The sequence below is a fragment of the Bradyrhizobium sp. Leo114 genome (assembly GCF_055229415.2).
The window spans coordinates 266,462-281,172 of the sequence record NZ_JBUYEN020000005.1 but is presented as its reverse complement, the minus strand read 5'-3'; the positions used below and the strand labels follow the sequence as shown (position 1 = coordinate 281,172).

At 63.4% G+C, this 14,711-nt stretch carries 17 protein-coding genes; 4 read left to right on the top strand and 13 right to left on the bottom strand.

Translation table 11 applies throughout. From position 1 onward, the window contains the following. Nucleotides 1-145: 145 nt before the first annotated feature. A complete protein-coding gene (purE, locus tag ACZIRK_RS08885; RefSeq protein ID WP_130227437.1) occupies nucleotides 146-634 on the top strand; it encodes a 5-(carboxyamino)imidazole ribonucleotide mutase in 489 nt (162 codons plus the stop codon). After that, entirely contained in the window at nucleotides 631-1,728 is a 1,098-nt protein-coding gene (locus tag ACZIRK_RS08880) for a 5-(carboxyamino)imidazole ribonucleotide synthase (RefSeq protein WP_130227424.1), read from the top strand. Before purE ends, ACZIRK_RS08880 begins: the two co-directional genes overlap by 4 nt. Before the next feature lie 54 nt (nucleotides 1,729-1,782). Here the strand turns inward: ACZIRK_RS08880 and aqpZ are convergent, their stop codons facing one another. After that, nucleotides 1,783-2,505, bottom strand: a complete 723-nt coding sequence (aqpZ, locus tag ACZIRK_RS08875; RefSeq protein ID WP_028167002.1) for an aquaporin Z — start codon at nucleotides 2,503-2,505, stop codon at nucleotides 1,783-1,785. 266 nt (nucleotides 2,506-2,771) lie between these two features. On the opposite strand from aqpZ, the gene rpsU reads away from it, so the two are divergent. Both rpsU and ACZIRK_RS08865 read left to right on the top strand, forming a co-directional pair. Beyond that, on the top strand, nucleotides 2,772-3,071 hold the full coding sequence (rpsU, locus tag ACZIRK_RS08870) for a 30S ribosomal protein S21 (protein ID WP_027579707.1): 300 nt from the start codon (nucleotides 2,772-2,774) through the stop codon (nucleotides 3,069-3,071). A 199-nt stretch (nucleotides 3,072-3,270) separates the two neighbouring features. Next, nucleotides 3,271-3,885 carry a tetratricopeptide repeat protein gene (locus ACZIRK_RS08865; protein WP_130227423.1) on the top strand — a complete coding sequence of 205 codons (615 nt, stop codon included), beginning with the start codon at nucleotides 3,271-3,273 and terminating at the stop codon, nucleotides 3,883-3,885. Between the two features lie 249 nt (nucleotides 3,886-4,134). Here ACZIRK_RS08865 and ACZIRK_RS08860 read toward each other — a convergent pair whose 3' ends face one another. The 12 genes from ACZIRK_RS08860 to ACZIRK_RS08805 form a co-directional block, all read right to left on the bottom strand. Further along, nucleotides 4,135-5,022, bottom strand: a complete 888-nt coding sequence (locus ACZIRK_RS08860) for a hypothetical protein (RefSeq protein ID WP_130227422.1) — start codon at nucleotides 5,020-5,022, stop codon at nucleotides 4,135-4,137. 108 nt (nucleotides 5,023-5,130) lie between these two features. Next, nucleotides 5,131-5,415, bottom strand: coding sequence for a cupin domain-containing protein (locus tag ACZIRK_RS08855; protein ID WP_028166999.1), 285 nt, complete (start codon nucleotides 5,413-5,415; stop codon nucleotides 5,131-5,133). A 13-nt stretch (nucleotides 5,416-5,428) separates the two neighbouring features. Beyond that, a complete protein-coding gene (locus ACZIRK_RS08850; protein ID WP_130227421.1) occupies nucleotides 5,429-6,526 on the bottom strand; it encodes a calcium:cation antiporter in 1,098 nt (365 codons plus the stop codon). 43 nt (nucleotides 6,527-6,569) lie between these two features. After that, nucleotides 6,570-7,901, bottom strand: a complete 1,332-nt coding sequence (locus ACZIRK_RS08845; RefSeq protein ID WP_165435329.1) for a sodium:proton antiporter — start codon at nucleotides 7,899-7,901, stop codon at nucleotides 6,570-6,572. 97 nt (nucleotides 7,902-7,998) lie between these two features. Next, nucleotides 7,999-8,799 (bottom strand): alpha/beta hydrolase, encoded by an 801-nt coding sequence (locus ACZIRK_RS08840; RefSeq protein ID WP_130227420.1) that lies wholly within the window; start codon nucleotides 8,797-8,799, stop codon nucleotides 7,999-8,001. Nucleotides 8,800-8,817: 18 nt separating this feature from the next. After that, entirely contained in the window at nucleotides 8,818-10,215 is a 1,398-nt protein-coding gene (locus ACZIRK_RS08835) for an NAD(P)(+) transhydrogenase (Re/Si-specific) subunit beta (RefSeq protein ID WP_028166995.1), read from the bottom strand. A gap of 37 nt (nucleotides 10,216-10,252) precedes the next feature. Continuing rightward, nucleotides 10,253-10,570 (bottom strand): proton-translocating transhydrogenase family protein, encoded by a 318-nt coding sequence (locus ACZIRK_RS08830; protein ID WP_028166994.1) that lies wholly within the window; start codon nucleotides 10,568-10,570, stop codon nucleotides 10,253-10,255. A gap of 11 nt (nucleotides 10,571-10,581) precedes the next feature. Then, the gene (locus tag ACZIRK_RS08825) at nucleotides 10,582-11,709 is read right to left on the bottom strand and encodes a Re/Si-specific NAD(P)(+) transhydrogenase subunit alpha (protein ID WP_130227419.1); all 1,128 of its coding nucleotides are present in this window, start codon (nucleotides 11,707-11,709) and stop codon (nucleotides 10,582-10,584) included. Between the two features lie 137 nt (nucleotides 11,710-11,846). Further along, nucleotides 11,847-11,999 carry an aa3-type cytochrome c oxidase subunit IV gene (locus tag ACZIRK_RS08820; RefSeq protein ID WP_028166992.1) on the bottom strand — a complete coding sequence of 51 codons (153 nt, stop codon included), beginning with the start codon at nucleotides 11,997-11,999 and terminating at the stop codon, nucleotides 11,847-11,849. Between the two features lie 86 nt (nucleotides 12,000-12,085). Further along, nucleotides 12,086-12,472, bottom strand: a complete 387-nt coding sequence (locus tag ACZIRK_RS08815; protein ID WP_130227418.1) for a type II toxin-antitoxin system death-on-curing family toxin — start codon at nucleotides 12,470-12,472, stop codon at nucleotides 12,086-12,088. Next, nucleotides 12,469-12,741 (bottom strand): AbrB/MazE/SpoVT family DNA-binding domain-containing protein, encoded by a 273-nt coding sequence (locus ACZIRK_RS08810; RefSeq protein WP_130227417.1) that lies wholly within the window; start codon nucleotides 12,739-12,741, stop codon nucleotides 12,469-12,471. The genes ACZIRK_RS08815 and ACZIRK_RS08810 overlap by 4 nt, the downstream gene beginning before the upstream one ends. Before the next feature lie 71 nt (nucleotides 12,742-12,812). After that, the gene (locus ACZIRK_RS08805; protein WP_130227416.1) at nucleotides 12,813-14,690 is read right to left on the bottom strand and encodes a M3 family oligoendopeptidase; all 1,878 of its coding nucleotides are present in this window, start codon (nucleotides 14,688-14,690) and stop codon (nucleotides 12,813-12,815) included. Nucleotides 14,691-14,711: the final 21 nt, after the last annotated feature.

Genomic DNA, 14,711 nt, shown 5'->3' with positions numbered 1-14,711 from the left:
CCTTGTTGAGGCCCGCTGATGAGGCTTGCCCGCATTCACCAAGACAGGATAGTCCATTCCAGATTCCTTGCCACGCCTTGGATCAGTGACGGGCCGCTCCTATAATCCGGCCCATGCTTCTGGATTCCCGATCAGAATTGACGATATGCCCGCCGCAATAGCCATTATCATGGGAAGCCAGTCGGACTGGGAGACCATGGGCCACGCCGCCGAAACGCTCACTGCCCTCGGGCTCGCGTTTGAGGCGCGGATCATTTCCGCCCACCGTACCCCGGACCGGCTGTACGCGTTCGCCAAGGCGGCAAAAGCGGCCGGTTTCAAGGTCATTATTGCCGGCGCCGGCGGTGCCGCGCATCTGCCCGGCATGACGGCTGCCCTGACGGAACTTCCAGTGTTCGGGGTTCCCGTCGAATCGAAGGCGCTGTCGGGCGTCGATTCGCTGTATTCGATCGTGCAGATGCCGGCCGGTATCCCGGTCGGCACGCTGGCGATCGGAAAATCGGGTGCCATCAACGCGGCGCTGCTCGCAGCGAGCGTGCTGGCGCTGAACGATCCGGCGCTGGCGACGCGTCTGGCCGCCTGGCGCAAGCAACAGACCGATGCGGTCAAGGAGCATCCGGAGGTATCGGCGTGACGGCTTCGACAACAGTGAAGCTGAAGCCGGGTGATACCATCGGAATTCTCGGCGGCGGGCAATTGGGCCGGATGCTGGCGATGGCCGCGGCGCGGCTCGGCCTCAAATGCCAGGTGTTCTCGCCGGATCCGGATTCGCCCGCCTTCGACGTGGTGCAGCACGCGACCTGCGCGGAATTTGCCGACGTCGAGGCGCTCGAACTGTTCGCCAATGACGTCGACGTCATCACCTATGAATTCGAGAACGTGCCGTCCGCGACCGCCTTGGTGCTGGCGGCGCGCCGCCCGGTGCTGCCGTCGCAGAAGATCCTCGAGACCACGCAGGACCGGCTGATCGAAAAGGATTTCATCACCAGGCTCGGCATCGGCACCGCCGACTATGCCGATGTGTCCTCGGTCGAAACGCTGCGCGCCGGCGTCGCGCGCATCGGCCTTCCCGCCGTCATCAAGACGCGCCGCTTCGGCTATGACGGCAAGGGCCAGGCGATGATCCGCGAGGGCGACGACATCGACCAGCTCTGGGAAGACCTCGGCACCAAATCCGCCATCCTCGAAGCCTTCGTGCCATTCGAGCGCGAAATCTCCGTGATCGCCGCGCGCTCCGCGGACGGCCACGTTGAATGTTTCGACGTCACCGAGAACGAGCACCGCGATCACATCCTGAAGATCTCGCGCGCGCCGGCGGCGATCCCGGCCGAGCTCGCCGTGCAGGCGCGATCGGTTGCGGAAAGAATCGCGCATGCGCTGAACTATGTCGGCGTACTCGGGGTCGAAATGTTCGTGGTCGCGGGCAACGACGGGCCGACCGTGCTGGTCAACGAGATCGCGCCGCGGGTTCACAATTCCGGACACTGGACGCTCGACGGCGCCTCGATCTCGCAATTCGAGCAGCACATCCGCGCCATCGCCGGCTGGCCGCTCGGCAAACCGATCCGCCATGGCGCGGTGACCATGACCAACCTGATCGGCGACGACATCCTGAGCTATGAGGAATGGCTGACAGTGCCCGGCGCAACCGTGCATCTCTACGGCAAGGGCCCGCCGCGGCCCGGCCGCAAGATGGGCCATGTCACTGAAGTGGCACCACCGAAGTAGCGCCGGCAGGCCACAAACAGTAGCCCGCCGGCAAAGTCTTAAATTAGAAACTGATCAAGCCTGTCGTACGCCTTCGACGACGCCGGTCGGCTCCTCGCTGAGCCAGCGATAGAGCACCCCGCCGAGCGCGCCGCCGATCAACGGCGCCACCCAGAACAGCCAGAGCTGCGCCAGCGCCCATCCACCAACGAACAATGCCGGCCCGGTGCTGCGCGCCGGATTCACCGAGGTGTTGGTGACGGGAATGCTGACCAGATGGATCAGCGTCAACGCGAGCCCGATCGCGAGCGGCGCAAAGCCCGCAGGCGCCCTGCCATGGGTCGCGCCCATGATGATGAACAGGAACATCATCGTCATCACCACCTCGGTGATGAAGCCGGACAACAGGCTGTACTGCCCGGGCGAATGCGCGTCATAGCCGTTGGAGGCAAAGCCCTTGGCGAGGTCGAAGCCGGGCGCGCCGCTCGCGATCAGATAGAGCACTCCCGCAGCAACGACCGCACCGATCACCTGAGCGATCACATAGGGCAGGATCTGGCCAACGGGGAAACGTCCGCCGGCAGCGAGACCGACGGTGACGGCCGGATTGAGATGGCAGCCGGACACGTGGCCGATCGCATAGGCCATGGTGACGACGCTCAATCCGAACGCCAGCGACACGCCGACCAGGCCGATTCCGACTTGCGGAAAGCCAGCGGCGATCACGGCGCTGCCGCATCCCGTAAATGTGAGCCAGAACGTGCCGATCGCCTCGGCGGCGTATTTTTGTGTCTCCATAGCAATTCTCCTATTATTTTGTTTCCCGGAGCCAGCAAAAGCTGCGGGAGCGGCCAAGCATTTGGCGCCGAATCACCCCAATCAAGGCCGCTAGGTGGCAATTTCGCCCTATTTCGTGGCTTTACTTGGCCCTTGCTCCCGCTTCACCGGTGGACATTTGCGATTTTGTCTGCTACATGCGCGCCCCTAGGGCTGAAGGTCTGGCCTTTTTGCCGACCTTGGCTTTTCCAGATTTCCGAACCGATCAATCGAAAAGAGGATGCCGCGTGCAGGTTCTCGTCCGCGATAACAATGTCGATCAAGCCCTGAAGGCGCTCAAAAAGAAGATGCAGCGCGAGGGCATTTTCCGCGAGATGAAGCTCCGCGGCCACTATGAGAAGCCTTCCGAGAAGAAGGCCCGCGAGAAGGCCGAAGCCGTGCGCCGCGCCCGCAAGTTGGCGCGCAAGAAGCTGCAGCGCGAAGGTCTGTTGCCGATGAAGCCGAAGCCGGTGTTCGGCGCCGGCGCGGGTGGTGACCGTGGCGCCGGTGGACGTGGCGGCCCGGGCGCTGGCCGCGGTCCGCGCTGATCGCACCTTTTTATAAAGGTCAGAAATGACAACGCGGGCCTGAGGGTCCGCGTTTTGCTTTTTGGTCGGTGCATTTTGCACCGCGGCCGGCTACCAATACGGAATTGCAGACGCGAGCATTTCCATTACGCGAGCAGTTCCGTTGATGGTGTTTCCGGCATCCCGCACCCGTTCTGGAATTTTGCCTCTCCCGCGCCTGATGGCACGGCCTGCCATTCTGCTGGCCGTTACACTTGGCATTCCCCTTGGTCTCCCCTTGGGCGGCTGCTCGTTCGATCTGGGATCATTGGGGCCCGGCAACGACAAACCCAAGCAGGCCGCCACCGACAAGCCGACCGGCAGCGTCAGTGCGCAGAACGTCAGCGACGCCAAGGAGCACGCGGCGCGTGGCCAGGAGTTCGCGCGGTCCTTCAAGACCGAACAGGCATTCGCCGAATTCGAACAGGCGCTCGCAGTCGATCCCTACAACACACAGGCGCTCTATGGCCGCGGCCTGATCTATCAGGGCCAGAACCAGCACCAGCAGGCGATCGAGGATTTCACCGCGGCCAGCGGCCTGGCGCCACAGAGCGTAGACCCGTTGCTGGCGCGCGCGAGCAGCTACCTCGCTCTCAACAAGGCCAAGGAAGCGGCCGCCGATCTTGACGAAGCGGTGCAGGCCGATCCGAACAGCGCCCAGGCTTGGACGGTGCGCGGCGAGGCCTATGAGAGGCTCGGCGACAAAGGCAAGGCAGCGATTTCGTACAGCCGAGCGATAGCATTGCGGCCTCGAGACGAGACCGCGCGCAGCGGCCTCGCGCGCACCGGCGGTTAAGATAGACGCACTCTCCTCGCCGTCGTCCCGGGCAAGCTAACGGGTCGCGCGAACGCGCGCCCGATGACAGGCTCCGCGCGACCCAGGACCCATAGCCACAGGGTTTAGTGATGTGTGAAGCTGCAACCACTTGCTCGCGCCACAACAACTCCCTGTGGTTATGCGTCCCCGCGTTCGCGAGGACGACAGCGTGTTTGTGGAGACAGCGAGATGACGCCGGCTATATCCAGCCTGCGCGATCGTACTCAGCTATTTCGGCAGGACGGCGTGGAATACCGATTTCATCGATGACAGCATGTCGTCGCCGATCGTCGGGCGCTCCTTGGCCGGCTCCGCCCCTGCTGCGTCGGCGCGCAGATCCAGCGGCGGACGTGAGGTCGGAATGTCCGCCGGCGGCGTCGGACGGTTCGGATCGTCAGCTGCGCTTGCGGCATAAGGCGGACGCGGCTGGGAGGTCTGGCCGAAGGTCTCGCTCGGCGGCGTCGAGACCATGATCGGCGGCGGCAACGGCCGCACCACTGACGGCGCGGTCGCGACGCGAGGCGCTTCCGGTGCACGTGCCGCCTCCGGCGAACGAGAGCCGCCCTCGGCGGTGCCGCGCAACCGCTCGATCGCGGCGCGCGCAAGGTCGTTGGCGTCACGATGCTCGTCCGGTACAGCCGCAGCTTCGGCTGGCGGCGAGGCGGGTGCAGCGGCGGGCACGGTAGCAGGCTGCTGCACCGGTGCCGGCGTCACCTTGGCGACGGCCTTTTCACGGGGTGCGGGCTGATGGCGACGGGGCTCGGCGGGCGGAATGCTTGCGGTCTCGGCGGGCGCTTCGGCGGCTGGTTTGTTCTCGGTCGCCTTCTCAGCCGGCTTCTCGATCACCGTGGCCTTCTCGGACGCCGTGCGCTCCATCAATGTGCGCTCGGACATGCCCTTGGCCTTCACGCCAGCTTCGGGAAGATTGGAGACCTCGGCAGGCTTTTCGACGGGTTTGCTCGCGACGGCCGCCTTCGGCTGGGCGGTCGAAACAGCGGCGGCGGCCGGTGCCTCCGGCTTGGCTACGATGTAGTGGTTAACGATGTAGGCCCCGATGACCGTCGCAGCCACCGAGGGAAAGATATCGACGACAAATTTCGTCAGGTATTTCAGCATTGCCAACCACTCCCCGCCGCGGCGTTAGATGCGGGAACTTTGAGGCACATTGAGGGATCAACTGCGTCGGATCAATGGCAACCGGCCGGTTCCGGCGATCACGGATGCTTACGGTTTGAGTTCAATCTCGAGGAAGACGATCTCCGTAGAGGTTTCATTAAGTACATCGTGCTCCACCCCCGCCTTCCGGAAATACGACTTGCCTACGCGGAGCTCGGCCTTCGACCGCTCGCCACTGGGCGCCACGATGGTCATCTCGCCGGCGGTCACGGGCACGATCACATAGTCCATCTCATGGACGTGAGGCCCGGTCGCACTGCCCGGCGCCAGCCGCCACTCGGTGACGCGGACTTCGGGGGTGTCGACCTGGACATCGGATTTCGCGGCAAGCATCGTCGTTGTCTCCCTATGGCAGGAATGCCAGGAACAAGAACACGGCAAATACCACCAGATGCACCACGCCGAACAGGATATTGGTGCGGCCTGTGCCGAAGGTCAGCATGCTCAAGAGGAAGGTCAAGAACAACAGCACCGTGCTCTGGGCGTTGAGCCCGAGGACAAGCTCCTTGCCCAGCAGGTAGGTGGCGACGCCGACCGCGGGGATCGTCAACCCGATCGTGGCAAGCGATGACCCGAGCGCAAGATTGATGCTCTTCTGCAAATCATTGTTGCGGGCGGCCGAAGCCGCGGCAACGCCTTCCGGCATGAGGATGAGAAGCGCGACCACGAGACCCGCGAAGGCGGGCGGCGCACCGATCATCGCTGCGGTGGCATCGATGACGAGCGAGAACTTCTTTGACAGCAGCACGACGGCGAGAAGCGAGACCAGCAGCAACGGAATGCTGAGCGCCAGCACGGCGCCCGATGACATCTTCGGCGCCTCAGCATCATTTGCGGACTCGGCCACGAAGTAATCGCGGTGCCGCATGGTCTGGATGTAGAGAAAGACACCGTAGAGGGCGAGCGTGACAATGTCGACAAATCCGAGTTGCATCGCCGAATAGACCGGCCCGGGCGTCGCCAATGTATAATTTGGCATGATCAGCGTTATCGTCGCCAATACGAACAACACGCTGAGATAAACGTTGGCGCCGGTAACCTGGAAATCCTGCTCGCGGTAGTGCAACCCGCCGATGAAGATGCACAGCCCAACGAGACCGTTACAAACGATCATCACAACCGCAAACACAGTGTCACGGGCCAGCGCCGGCTGCGGCTTGTCACCCAGCATGATCGTCGTGATCAGCGCCACTTCAATGATCGTCACCGCGAGCGTCAGCACCAATGTGCCGAAAGGCTCTCCGACCTCTTCGGCGATCACCTCCGCGTGATGAACCGCAGCGAACACCGTGCCGAACAGGATGGCCAGCAGGATCGCGGCCAGCAGCCATCCGCCGAGAGATGGGCTAAACACCCATCCGACGGCTGTCGCCGCAGCGAACAATCCCATCGCCAGCGCGGGGAAAATCCATGCCGTATGGGGCATCGGACCATGTGCGCTCATGAACTCCCCTTCCGCCGCTCAAAGGAGTTCCAGCATATGGCACTCAGTGAACGCTGAGAACAGGGGCGATCGGCAGAAATGTGAGAAGCAGGAACAGTGGTATCAACACGCAACCCGCAAAGAAGAGATAGCCGAAGAAGCTCGGCATCTTGATGCCACGCTCGTTCGCGATCGCCGCCACCATGAAGTTCGGTGCGTTTCCGATGTAGGTGAGCGCCCCCATGTAGACCGCACCCATGGAAATCGCCGCCAGCGTCCCCGACAATTCCCCCATCAACCGCTGCGGGTCGCCGCCGGCGACCTCGAAGAACAGCAGATAGGTCGGAGCATTGTCGAGGAACGCCGACATCAATCCGGTGAACCAGAAATAGGGAACCTCCCGTGGAGCGCCGTTCGGTTCGGTGACCGCGGACAACAGCCAGGCGAACGAGCCGTCACGCCCGGCATGGAGCATCGCCAGCACCGGGATGATCGCGGTGAAGATGGCGGCAAACAATTTCGCGACCTCCCGGATCGGCTCCCAGTTGAAGCCGTTGGCCTCGCGGTGTTCGTCCGGCGTGAGCCATAGCGAAAGCAGCGCGATTGCGATCAGAAGGCCGTCTCGCACCAGATTCTGCAGCTCCAGCCTGGTGCCGAGAACGTCGAAGGCAATTCCTGGCCGCCAGGTCGCCGACATCAGGATGCTGGCAATGATTGCGGCGATCAGCACCAGATTGATCAGGCCGCGAAGGCGGATCGGCGACGCTCCGCCGGGTGGAGCTGATGGCTCTTTGCGGAAGAGCCAGAGATCGAGCACGACAAAGACGAGCAGGAGGATGCCGGCCACGATCGCGGTCTGCAACCAGATGTTCCTCGTGGTCCAGAAGAACTCGACGCCGTGCAGGAAACCGACGAACAGTGGCGGATCGCCGAGCGGGCTGAGCGCGCCGCCGACATTGGCAACGAGAATGATGAAGAACACGATGACGTGCGCGTTATGGGGCCGCAACAGGTTGGCGCGGATCAACGGGCGGATCAGGATCATGGCGGCACCGGTGGTGCCGACGACGCTGGCCATCATCGTACCCACTGCAAGAACGGACGTATTGGTCCACGGCGTGCCCCTCAGGTCGCCGGTCACCAAGATCCCGCCGGCAACCGTATAGAGCGCGAACAGCAGCACGATGAAGCTCAGATACTCCCCGAGCATCGCATGCACGAAGCTCTCCAGCATGGCTGCACCTCCGGCGAACCAGACGAGCGAGGCGAGCGTCAGAAAGGACCAGCCAGCGGCGATCTTGCCGTAATGGTGATGCCAGAATTTCGGAAACAGCAGCGGCCCGAGCGCGATCGACAGCAGCAGACCAGCGAAAGGAAGCGCAAATGGCCAGGTCATCGCCGCGCCGTCGAGCGCTGCCGCTGCGCGCGCCTGTTCCGGCAGCAGCACCAACGTCGACAGGAGGAGCACACCACGCCATTTCTTCATTCCACACCTACGAACCGCCAATGAACTGCCGCACCGTTTCGATCGCGCCATAATAATCGAGATTGTCGTGGCCGCCGCCAGCAAAGCGAACGAGCCGCTTCGGCTCATGCGCGATTGTGAACAGACGCTCTCCGAAGACGATCGGAATCACGGGATCGTCGGTGCCGTGCATGACGAGCAGCGGCGCTGTGACGCGCGCAATGCGTTCGTCGGAACGGAACTGATCCCGCATCAGGCAGCGCACCGGCACGAGCGGGAATGCCGCACCAGCAATGTCGACCGTCGAGGTATAGGGCGCCTCCAGGATCAACTTGCCGATCGGCTGGTCAGAAGCCAGCGCGACCGCAACGCCGGTGCCGAGTGAAAATCCCCAGACGACAATTCGTTCCGCGGCATAGCGCGCCGCGGTGAAGGCGTAAGCTGCAGCGGCGTCCTGCAGAATGCCGCGCTCGCTCGGATACCCGCTCGAGCCGGCATAGCCGCGGTAGGAGAGCGCGACCAGGCCGGTACCGTCAGACGTCATCGCGCGGAAACGGCTGACTCGTCCCGCGAGAAAATCGCCATTGCCGGGAAAGTACAGGATCACGGGACGGCTGGGCTTTGCCGGCACGTGCCAGACGATGACCCTTTCGCCATCGCCTGCGGTGAGGACATGTTCCTCGGCTTCAGGAAAGCCGGCGGCTTCCGGTGAGGTTCGCTCCCGCGTCGGAATCGGAAACAGCATCTCGCGCTGCTTGACGAACAGCAGCGCGAGCGCTCCGAGATAACCGACTGCAGCGAGGATCAGGAGCCATTTCAGGACGAGCATCGCTGCCCGCAAACGGCCTCACATCGCCTTGACGATGCTCTCGGTCACCTTCTTGGCATCGCCGAGCAGCATCATGGTGTTGTCACGATAGAACAGCGGATTGTCGATGCCGGCATAGCCTGAGGCCAGCGAGCGCTTGATGAACATCACCGTGCCGGCCTTCCACACCTGCAGCACCGGCATGCCGTAGATCGGCGAGGTCTTGTCCTCTTCCGCAGCCGGGTTGGTGACGTCATTGGCGCCGATCACGAAAGCGACGTCGGCTTGGGCGAATTCGGAGTTGATGTCCTCCAGTTCGAACACCTCGTCATAGGGCACGTTGGCTTCGGCCAGCAGCACGTTCATGTGGCCGGGCATGCGGCCCGCGACCGGGTGAATCGCATACTTCACCTCGACGCCTTCCTTCTTCAGGATGTCGGCCATTTCGCGCAGCGCGTGCTGGGCCTGCGCCACCGCCATGCCGTAACCGGGCACGATGATGACCTTCGAGGCGTTCTTCATGATGAAGGCGGCATCATCAGCCGAGCCAAGCTTGGCCGGCTTCTGCTCGCCGGTCCCGCCGCCCGCCGCCGCGGTCTCGCCGCCGAAGCCGCCCAGGATGACCGAGATGAAGGACCGGTTCATCGCGTGGCACATGATGTAGGACAGGATCGCGCCGGAGGAGCCGACCAGCGCGCCGGTGATGATCAGCGCCGAATTGCCGAGCGTGAAACCGATGCCGGCCGCGGCCCAGCCGGAATAGGAGTTCAGCATCGAGATCACGACCGGCATGTCGGCGCCGCCGATCGGGATGATCATCAGCACGCCGAGCACCAGCGCGATGATGGTGATCAGCCAGAAGTCGACCGCACTGCCCGACAGCACGAGGCCAACGATGAAGAACACCAGCGCCAAAGCGAGCGCGATGTTGATGAGGTGACGGAACGGCAGGAGGATCGGTGCGCCGCTCATCCGCGCCGACAGTTTCAGGAACGCGATCACCGAGCCGGTGAAGGTCAGCGCGCCGATCGCGACGCCGAGCGACATCTCGATCAGGCTCTGGGTGTGGATGTTGCCGGGCGTGCCGATGTCGAAGGCCTCGGGCGCATAGAACGCGCCGGCGGCGACCAGCACCGCGGCCATGCCGACCAGCGAGTGGAAGGCGGCGACCAGTTCGGGCATCGAGGTCATCGGCACCCGCCGCGCGATCACGGCGCCGATCGCACCGCCAATGGCGACACCAAGTACGACGAGCAGCCAGGCGACGCCGTCCGCCGGCGGATGGCTCGCGAGCGTGGTGCCGATCGCGATCGCCATGCCGATCATGCCGAACAGGTTGCCCTGCCGCGAGGTGGCGGGGCTCGACAGCCCCCTCAGCGACAGGATGAACAGCACACCCGCCACGAGATACAACAATGCAGAGAGATTGGCGTTCATCTCAGGTCCCCGTTTGCCTCTTCCCCGAGGTGGCCGCTTACTTGGACTTCTTCTTGTACATCGCCAGCATGCGCTGGGTGACAAGGAAGCCGCCGAAGATGTTCACGCAGGCGAAGATCAGCGCCACGAAGCCGAAGCCACGCGCCCAACCCGAGCCGCTCGAGATCATGCCGACGCCGACCGCGAGCAGCGCGCCGACCACGATCACCGAGGAGATCGCGTTGGTGACGCTCATCAGCGGCGTATGCAGCGCGGGGGTCACCGACCACACCACGAAATAGCCGACGAACACGGCAAGCACGAAAATGGAAAGCCGGAATACGAAGGGATCGACGGCCTGCGCGATATGCTCCATGGCTTCTCTCCTTAGGCTTTCGGCTGGAAGTTCGGGTGGATGACGGCGCCGTCCTTGGTCAGCGCGGTGGCTTTCACCAGTTCGTCGTCCCAATTGACGGCAAGCGCCTTGTTCGCCTTGTCGACCAGCGTCTCGATGAAGGCGAGCAGGTTGCGGGCATAGAGACCGGAGGCGGAGGCGGCGACGCGGCCGGCAACATTGGTGTAGCCGACGATCTTGATGCCATCGACGTCGACGATCTCACCCGCCTTCGCGCCCTCGACATTGCCGCCACGTTCGACGGCGAGATCGACCAGCACCGAACCGGGCCGCATCGATTTGACCATGTCCGCGGAGACGAGCTTGGGGGCCGGGCGGCCTGGGATCAGCGCCGTCGTGATCACGACATCCTGCTTCTTGATGTGCTCGGCGGTGAGCGCGGCCTGCTTGGCCTGGTACTCCTTGGACATTTCCTTGGCGTAGCCGCCCGCGGTCTGCGCGTTCTTGAACTCCTCGTCCTCGACCGCGAGGAATTTGGCGCCAAGGCTCTCCACCTGCTCCTTCGTCGCCGGACGCACGTCGGTCGCGGTGACGATGGCCCCCAGCCGGCGCGCGGTCGCGATCGCCTGCAGCCCCGCGACGCCGACGCCCATGATGAACACTTTCGCGGCGGGTACGGTGCCAGCCGCGGTCATCATCATCGGAAAGGCGCGGCCGAAGGCTTCGGCGCCCTCGATCACCGCGCGGTAACCGGCAAGGTTCGCCTGCGACGACAAAACGTCCATGACCTGCGCACGGGTGATGCGCGGCATCAACTCCATCGCAAAGGCCGAAATACCGGCATCCGCCATCGCCTTCAGCGCAGCGTCATTGCCGTAGGGGTCCATGATGGCGATGACGAGCGCGCCGCGCTTGTATTTCGAGAGTTCGGACGCCTCCGGCCGCTTCACCTTGATGACGATATCGGCATCTTTCACCGCATCGGCGCTCACGGTGGCGCCGACGGCAGTGAATTCCGAATCCGGCAAGCCCGACTTGATGCCCGCGCCCGGCTCGACCGCGACCTCTGCACCGAGCGCCTTGAGTTTCTTGATAGTGTCAGGGGATGCGGCGACCCGCGGCTCGGACGGGTCGATTTCCTTGGCAACGGCAATCTTCATAAGGCCTCCGGCGGCGCGGGACAGCGCACGCAAGCAAACTTAGCGTTACTCCCGCAACGTTGGATACCGGTTTTGGGACCGGTTTGAATGCAATTTTTTTGAGCACCGCCGGCATTGGCGGCGCAGCCGGCGAGAGGTCAGAGCAGGAAGAAGGCCATCAGGATGAGAATGAGGGCGACCGTCGCGGTGCCGTATTTGACCAGCGCGATGAAGCCTTCGTAGGTCCGCTCATGCTCGATGTAGTCGTTGCCGTCGGCAGTGGTGTAAGCCACTTCGCTATGGTTCGCCATCCTTGTCCCCAGTCATCAAACGTCTGATTTTCAAGCGTGCCATAGCGCAAAGCCGCGGACAGGGCAACGCCGCCTCGCCTATCGCCTCATTCGGAACGCCAATTATCCCGGATCCAGCGGGTGAGGCCCTCTTCGTCCACCTCGCCTGCGGCGAGGGCGAGGATCATGGCGGCCGCCTCGGCCTCCGGCACATCGAAATCGATGCCGTTCACGCCGAGGAAAGTGTAGAGCGCAAGCAGCGAGTCGCGCTTGTTGCCATCGACGGATGGATGGTTGCGCGCAATGCCAAAGGCATAGGCCGCCGCCATGTCAGCCAGTTCGGCGTGCTCGTAGGACCATTTGTTCCTCGGCCGGTCCAATGCCGATTGCAGCATGCCTTCGTCGCGGAGGCCGCTCGCCCCGCCATAGATCGCGAGCTGCTCGTCGTGGATCGCTTCGATCATCTGCCGGGTGAGCCAGAACGGCTCACTCATTTGGCAAGTTCCGCCAAGGCGTTGTGGTAGCGCTTCATGCCGCGGCGCGCGACTTCCATCGCCTTCTCGAAATCCGGATCGTACCGCGTCAGGCGGAATCCGCCGTCAGGGGTCAGCGTGGCGTAGAGCGTATCGCCGACGCTGATCTGCATGCGCGCCATCACGTCCTTCGGCAGAATGATCCCGGAGGAATTGCCGATCTTCTTGATCTCCACCGTGGCGATCACCTTGCCGCGAGGGTTCGGCGGATTGTCTGGTTGGTCGCTCATGACAACGCTCCGTTATACGCAATGATAACGGAGCCGGAGATCCCGTTCAACAGAAGTTGTACGGCCTTCCCTCAGCCCATCGCCTCAAGCTCGTCGATCATGCCTGAAATCACCGACAGCCCGCCGTCCCAGAATTTCGGGTCCTTGGCATCCAGGCCGAACGGCTTGAGCAGTTCCGAATAGTGCTTGGTTCCGCCGGCTGCGAGCATGTCGAGATAGCGTTCCGCAAAGCCCTCGGAGGCGTGCTCGTAGACCGCGTAGAGCGAGTTCACCAGGCAATCGCCGAACGCATAGGCGTAAACGTAGAAGGGCGAATGGATGAAATGCGGAATGTACATCCAGAAATTCTCGTAGCCCGGCTTGATCTCGATCGCCGGCCCTAAGCTCTCGGTCTGCACGGAAAGCCAGATCTGGCCGATCCGCTCGGCGGTCAATTCGCCGTTCTTGCGCTCGGTGTGCACCGCGCGCTCGAACGAATAGAACGCGATCTGCCGCACCACGGTGTTGATCATGTCCTCGACCTTGCCGGCGAGCAGCGCCTGGCGCTGCTTGGCGCTCTTGGTCTCGGACAACAGGCGCTTGAAGGTCAGCATCTCCCCGAACACGCTTGCGGTCTCCGCAAGCGTCAGCGGTGTCGGCGCCATCAGGGGGCCGTTCTTTGCCGCCAGCACCTGGTGCACGCCATGGCCGAGCTCATGCGCCAGCGTCATGACATCGCGCGGCTTGCCCTGGTAGTTCATCAGCACGTAAGGGTGCGCCGACGGCGTGGTCGGATGCGAGAAGGCGCCTGGGGCCTTGCCCGGCCTCACCGGCGCATCGATCCAGCGGTCGGTGAAGAAGCGCTCGGCGATCGCGGCCATATCGGTGGAAAAGCCGCGATAGGCGGTCAGCACCATGCTCCGCGCCTCGGGCCAGGCAATCGTGCCGGTCGCGGCAAAGGGCAATGGCGCGTTGCGGTCCCAATGCGGCAGCTTCTTCTTTTTGAACCAGCCCGCCTTCAGCCGGTAGTAGCGGTGCGACAGCTTCGGATAGGCAGCGCGCACGGACGCGACCAACGCGTCCACCACCTCGCGCTCGACGCGGTTGTTGAGATGGCGGGAATCCGCGACATCCTGGAAGCCGCGCCAGCGGTCGGAAATCTCCTTGTCCTTGGCGAGCGTGTTGGTGACCAGCGCGAACGTGCGCTCATTGGCCTTGAAGGTTTTCGCCAGCGCTTCCGCCGCCGCCTTGCGCTTTGCGCCATCGCGGTCCTGCAGGAAGTTGAGCGTCGGCTCGATCGCGAGCTCCTTGGCGCCGACCTTGAAACGCAGGCCGGCGATGGTCTGGTCGAACAGCCGGTTCCAGGCGGAATAGCCGCTCTGCGACTTCTCGTGGAAAAGCTGCTCGATGCGATCCTCGAGTTGATACGGCTTCTCCTTGCGCAGATCTTCGATCCAGGGCCGGTAATGCGCGAGCTCTTCGGCCTGCATCGCGCGCTCGATCACATCATCGTCAATGCGGTTGAGCTCAAGCGCGAAGAACAGGAGGTGCGTCGAGGCCGCCGTCAGGCGCTCTGAAACATCGCCGTAAAATTTCGTGATCGCGGGATCGACGCTGTCGCCGGCATGCACGAGGCCGGCAAAGGAGCCGAGCCGGCCGGCGAGGTCGTCGATCGCTTCATAGCGTCGCACGGCCTCGGCGAGCCACTTTCCGCCATCTTCCCGGGCCGTATGTTCCGCAAGCTTGCCCTTGTAGTCGGTCTCAAACGCGACGCAATCTGCATCCATCTTCGCCAGGTCGCGCGCGACTTCCGGCGCGTCGATCCCGGAATAGAGGTCGGCGAGATTCCATTCCGGCAATTTGCCGGTTTTGCCCACGACCTTCTTCGCGGCGGACTTGTTGGCAGCGGATTTGGCCTTGGCCGGCTTGCGTTGGGTGGGTTTGCGGAGAGCGGAGGAGCGCGAGGTCATCTTGGCGGTAACCTGTGTTCA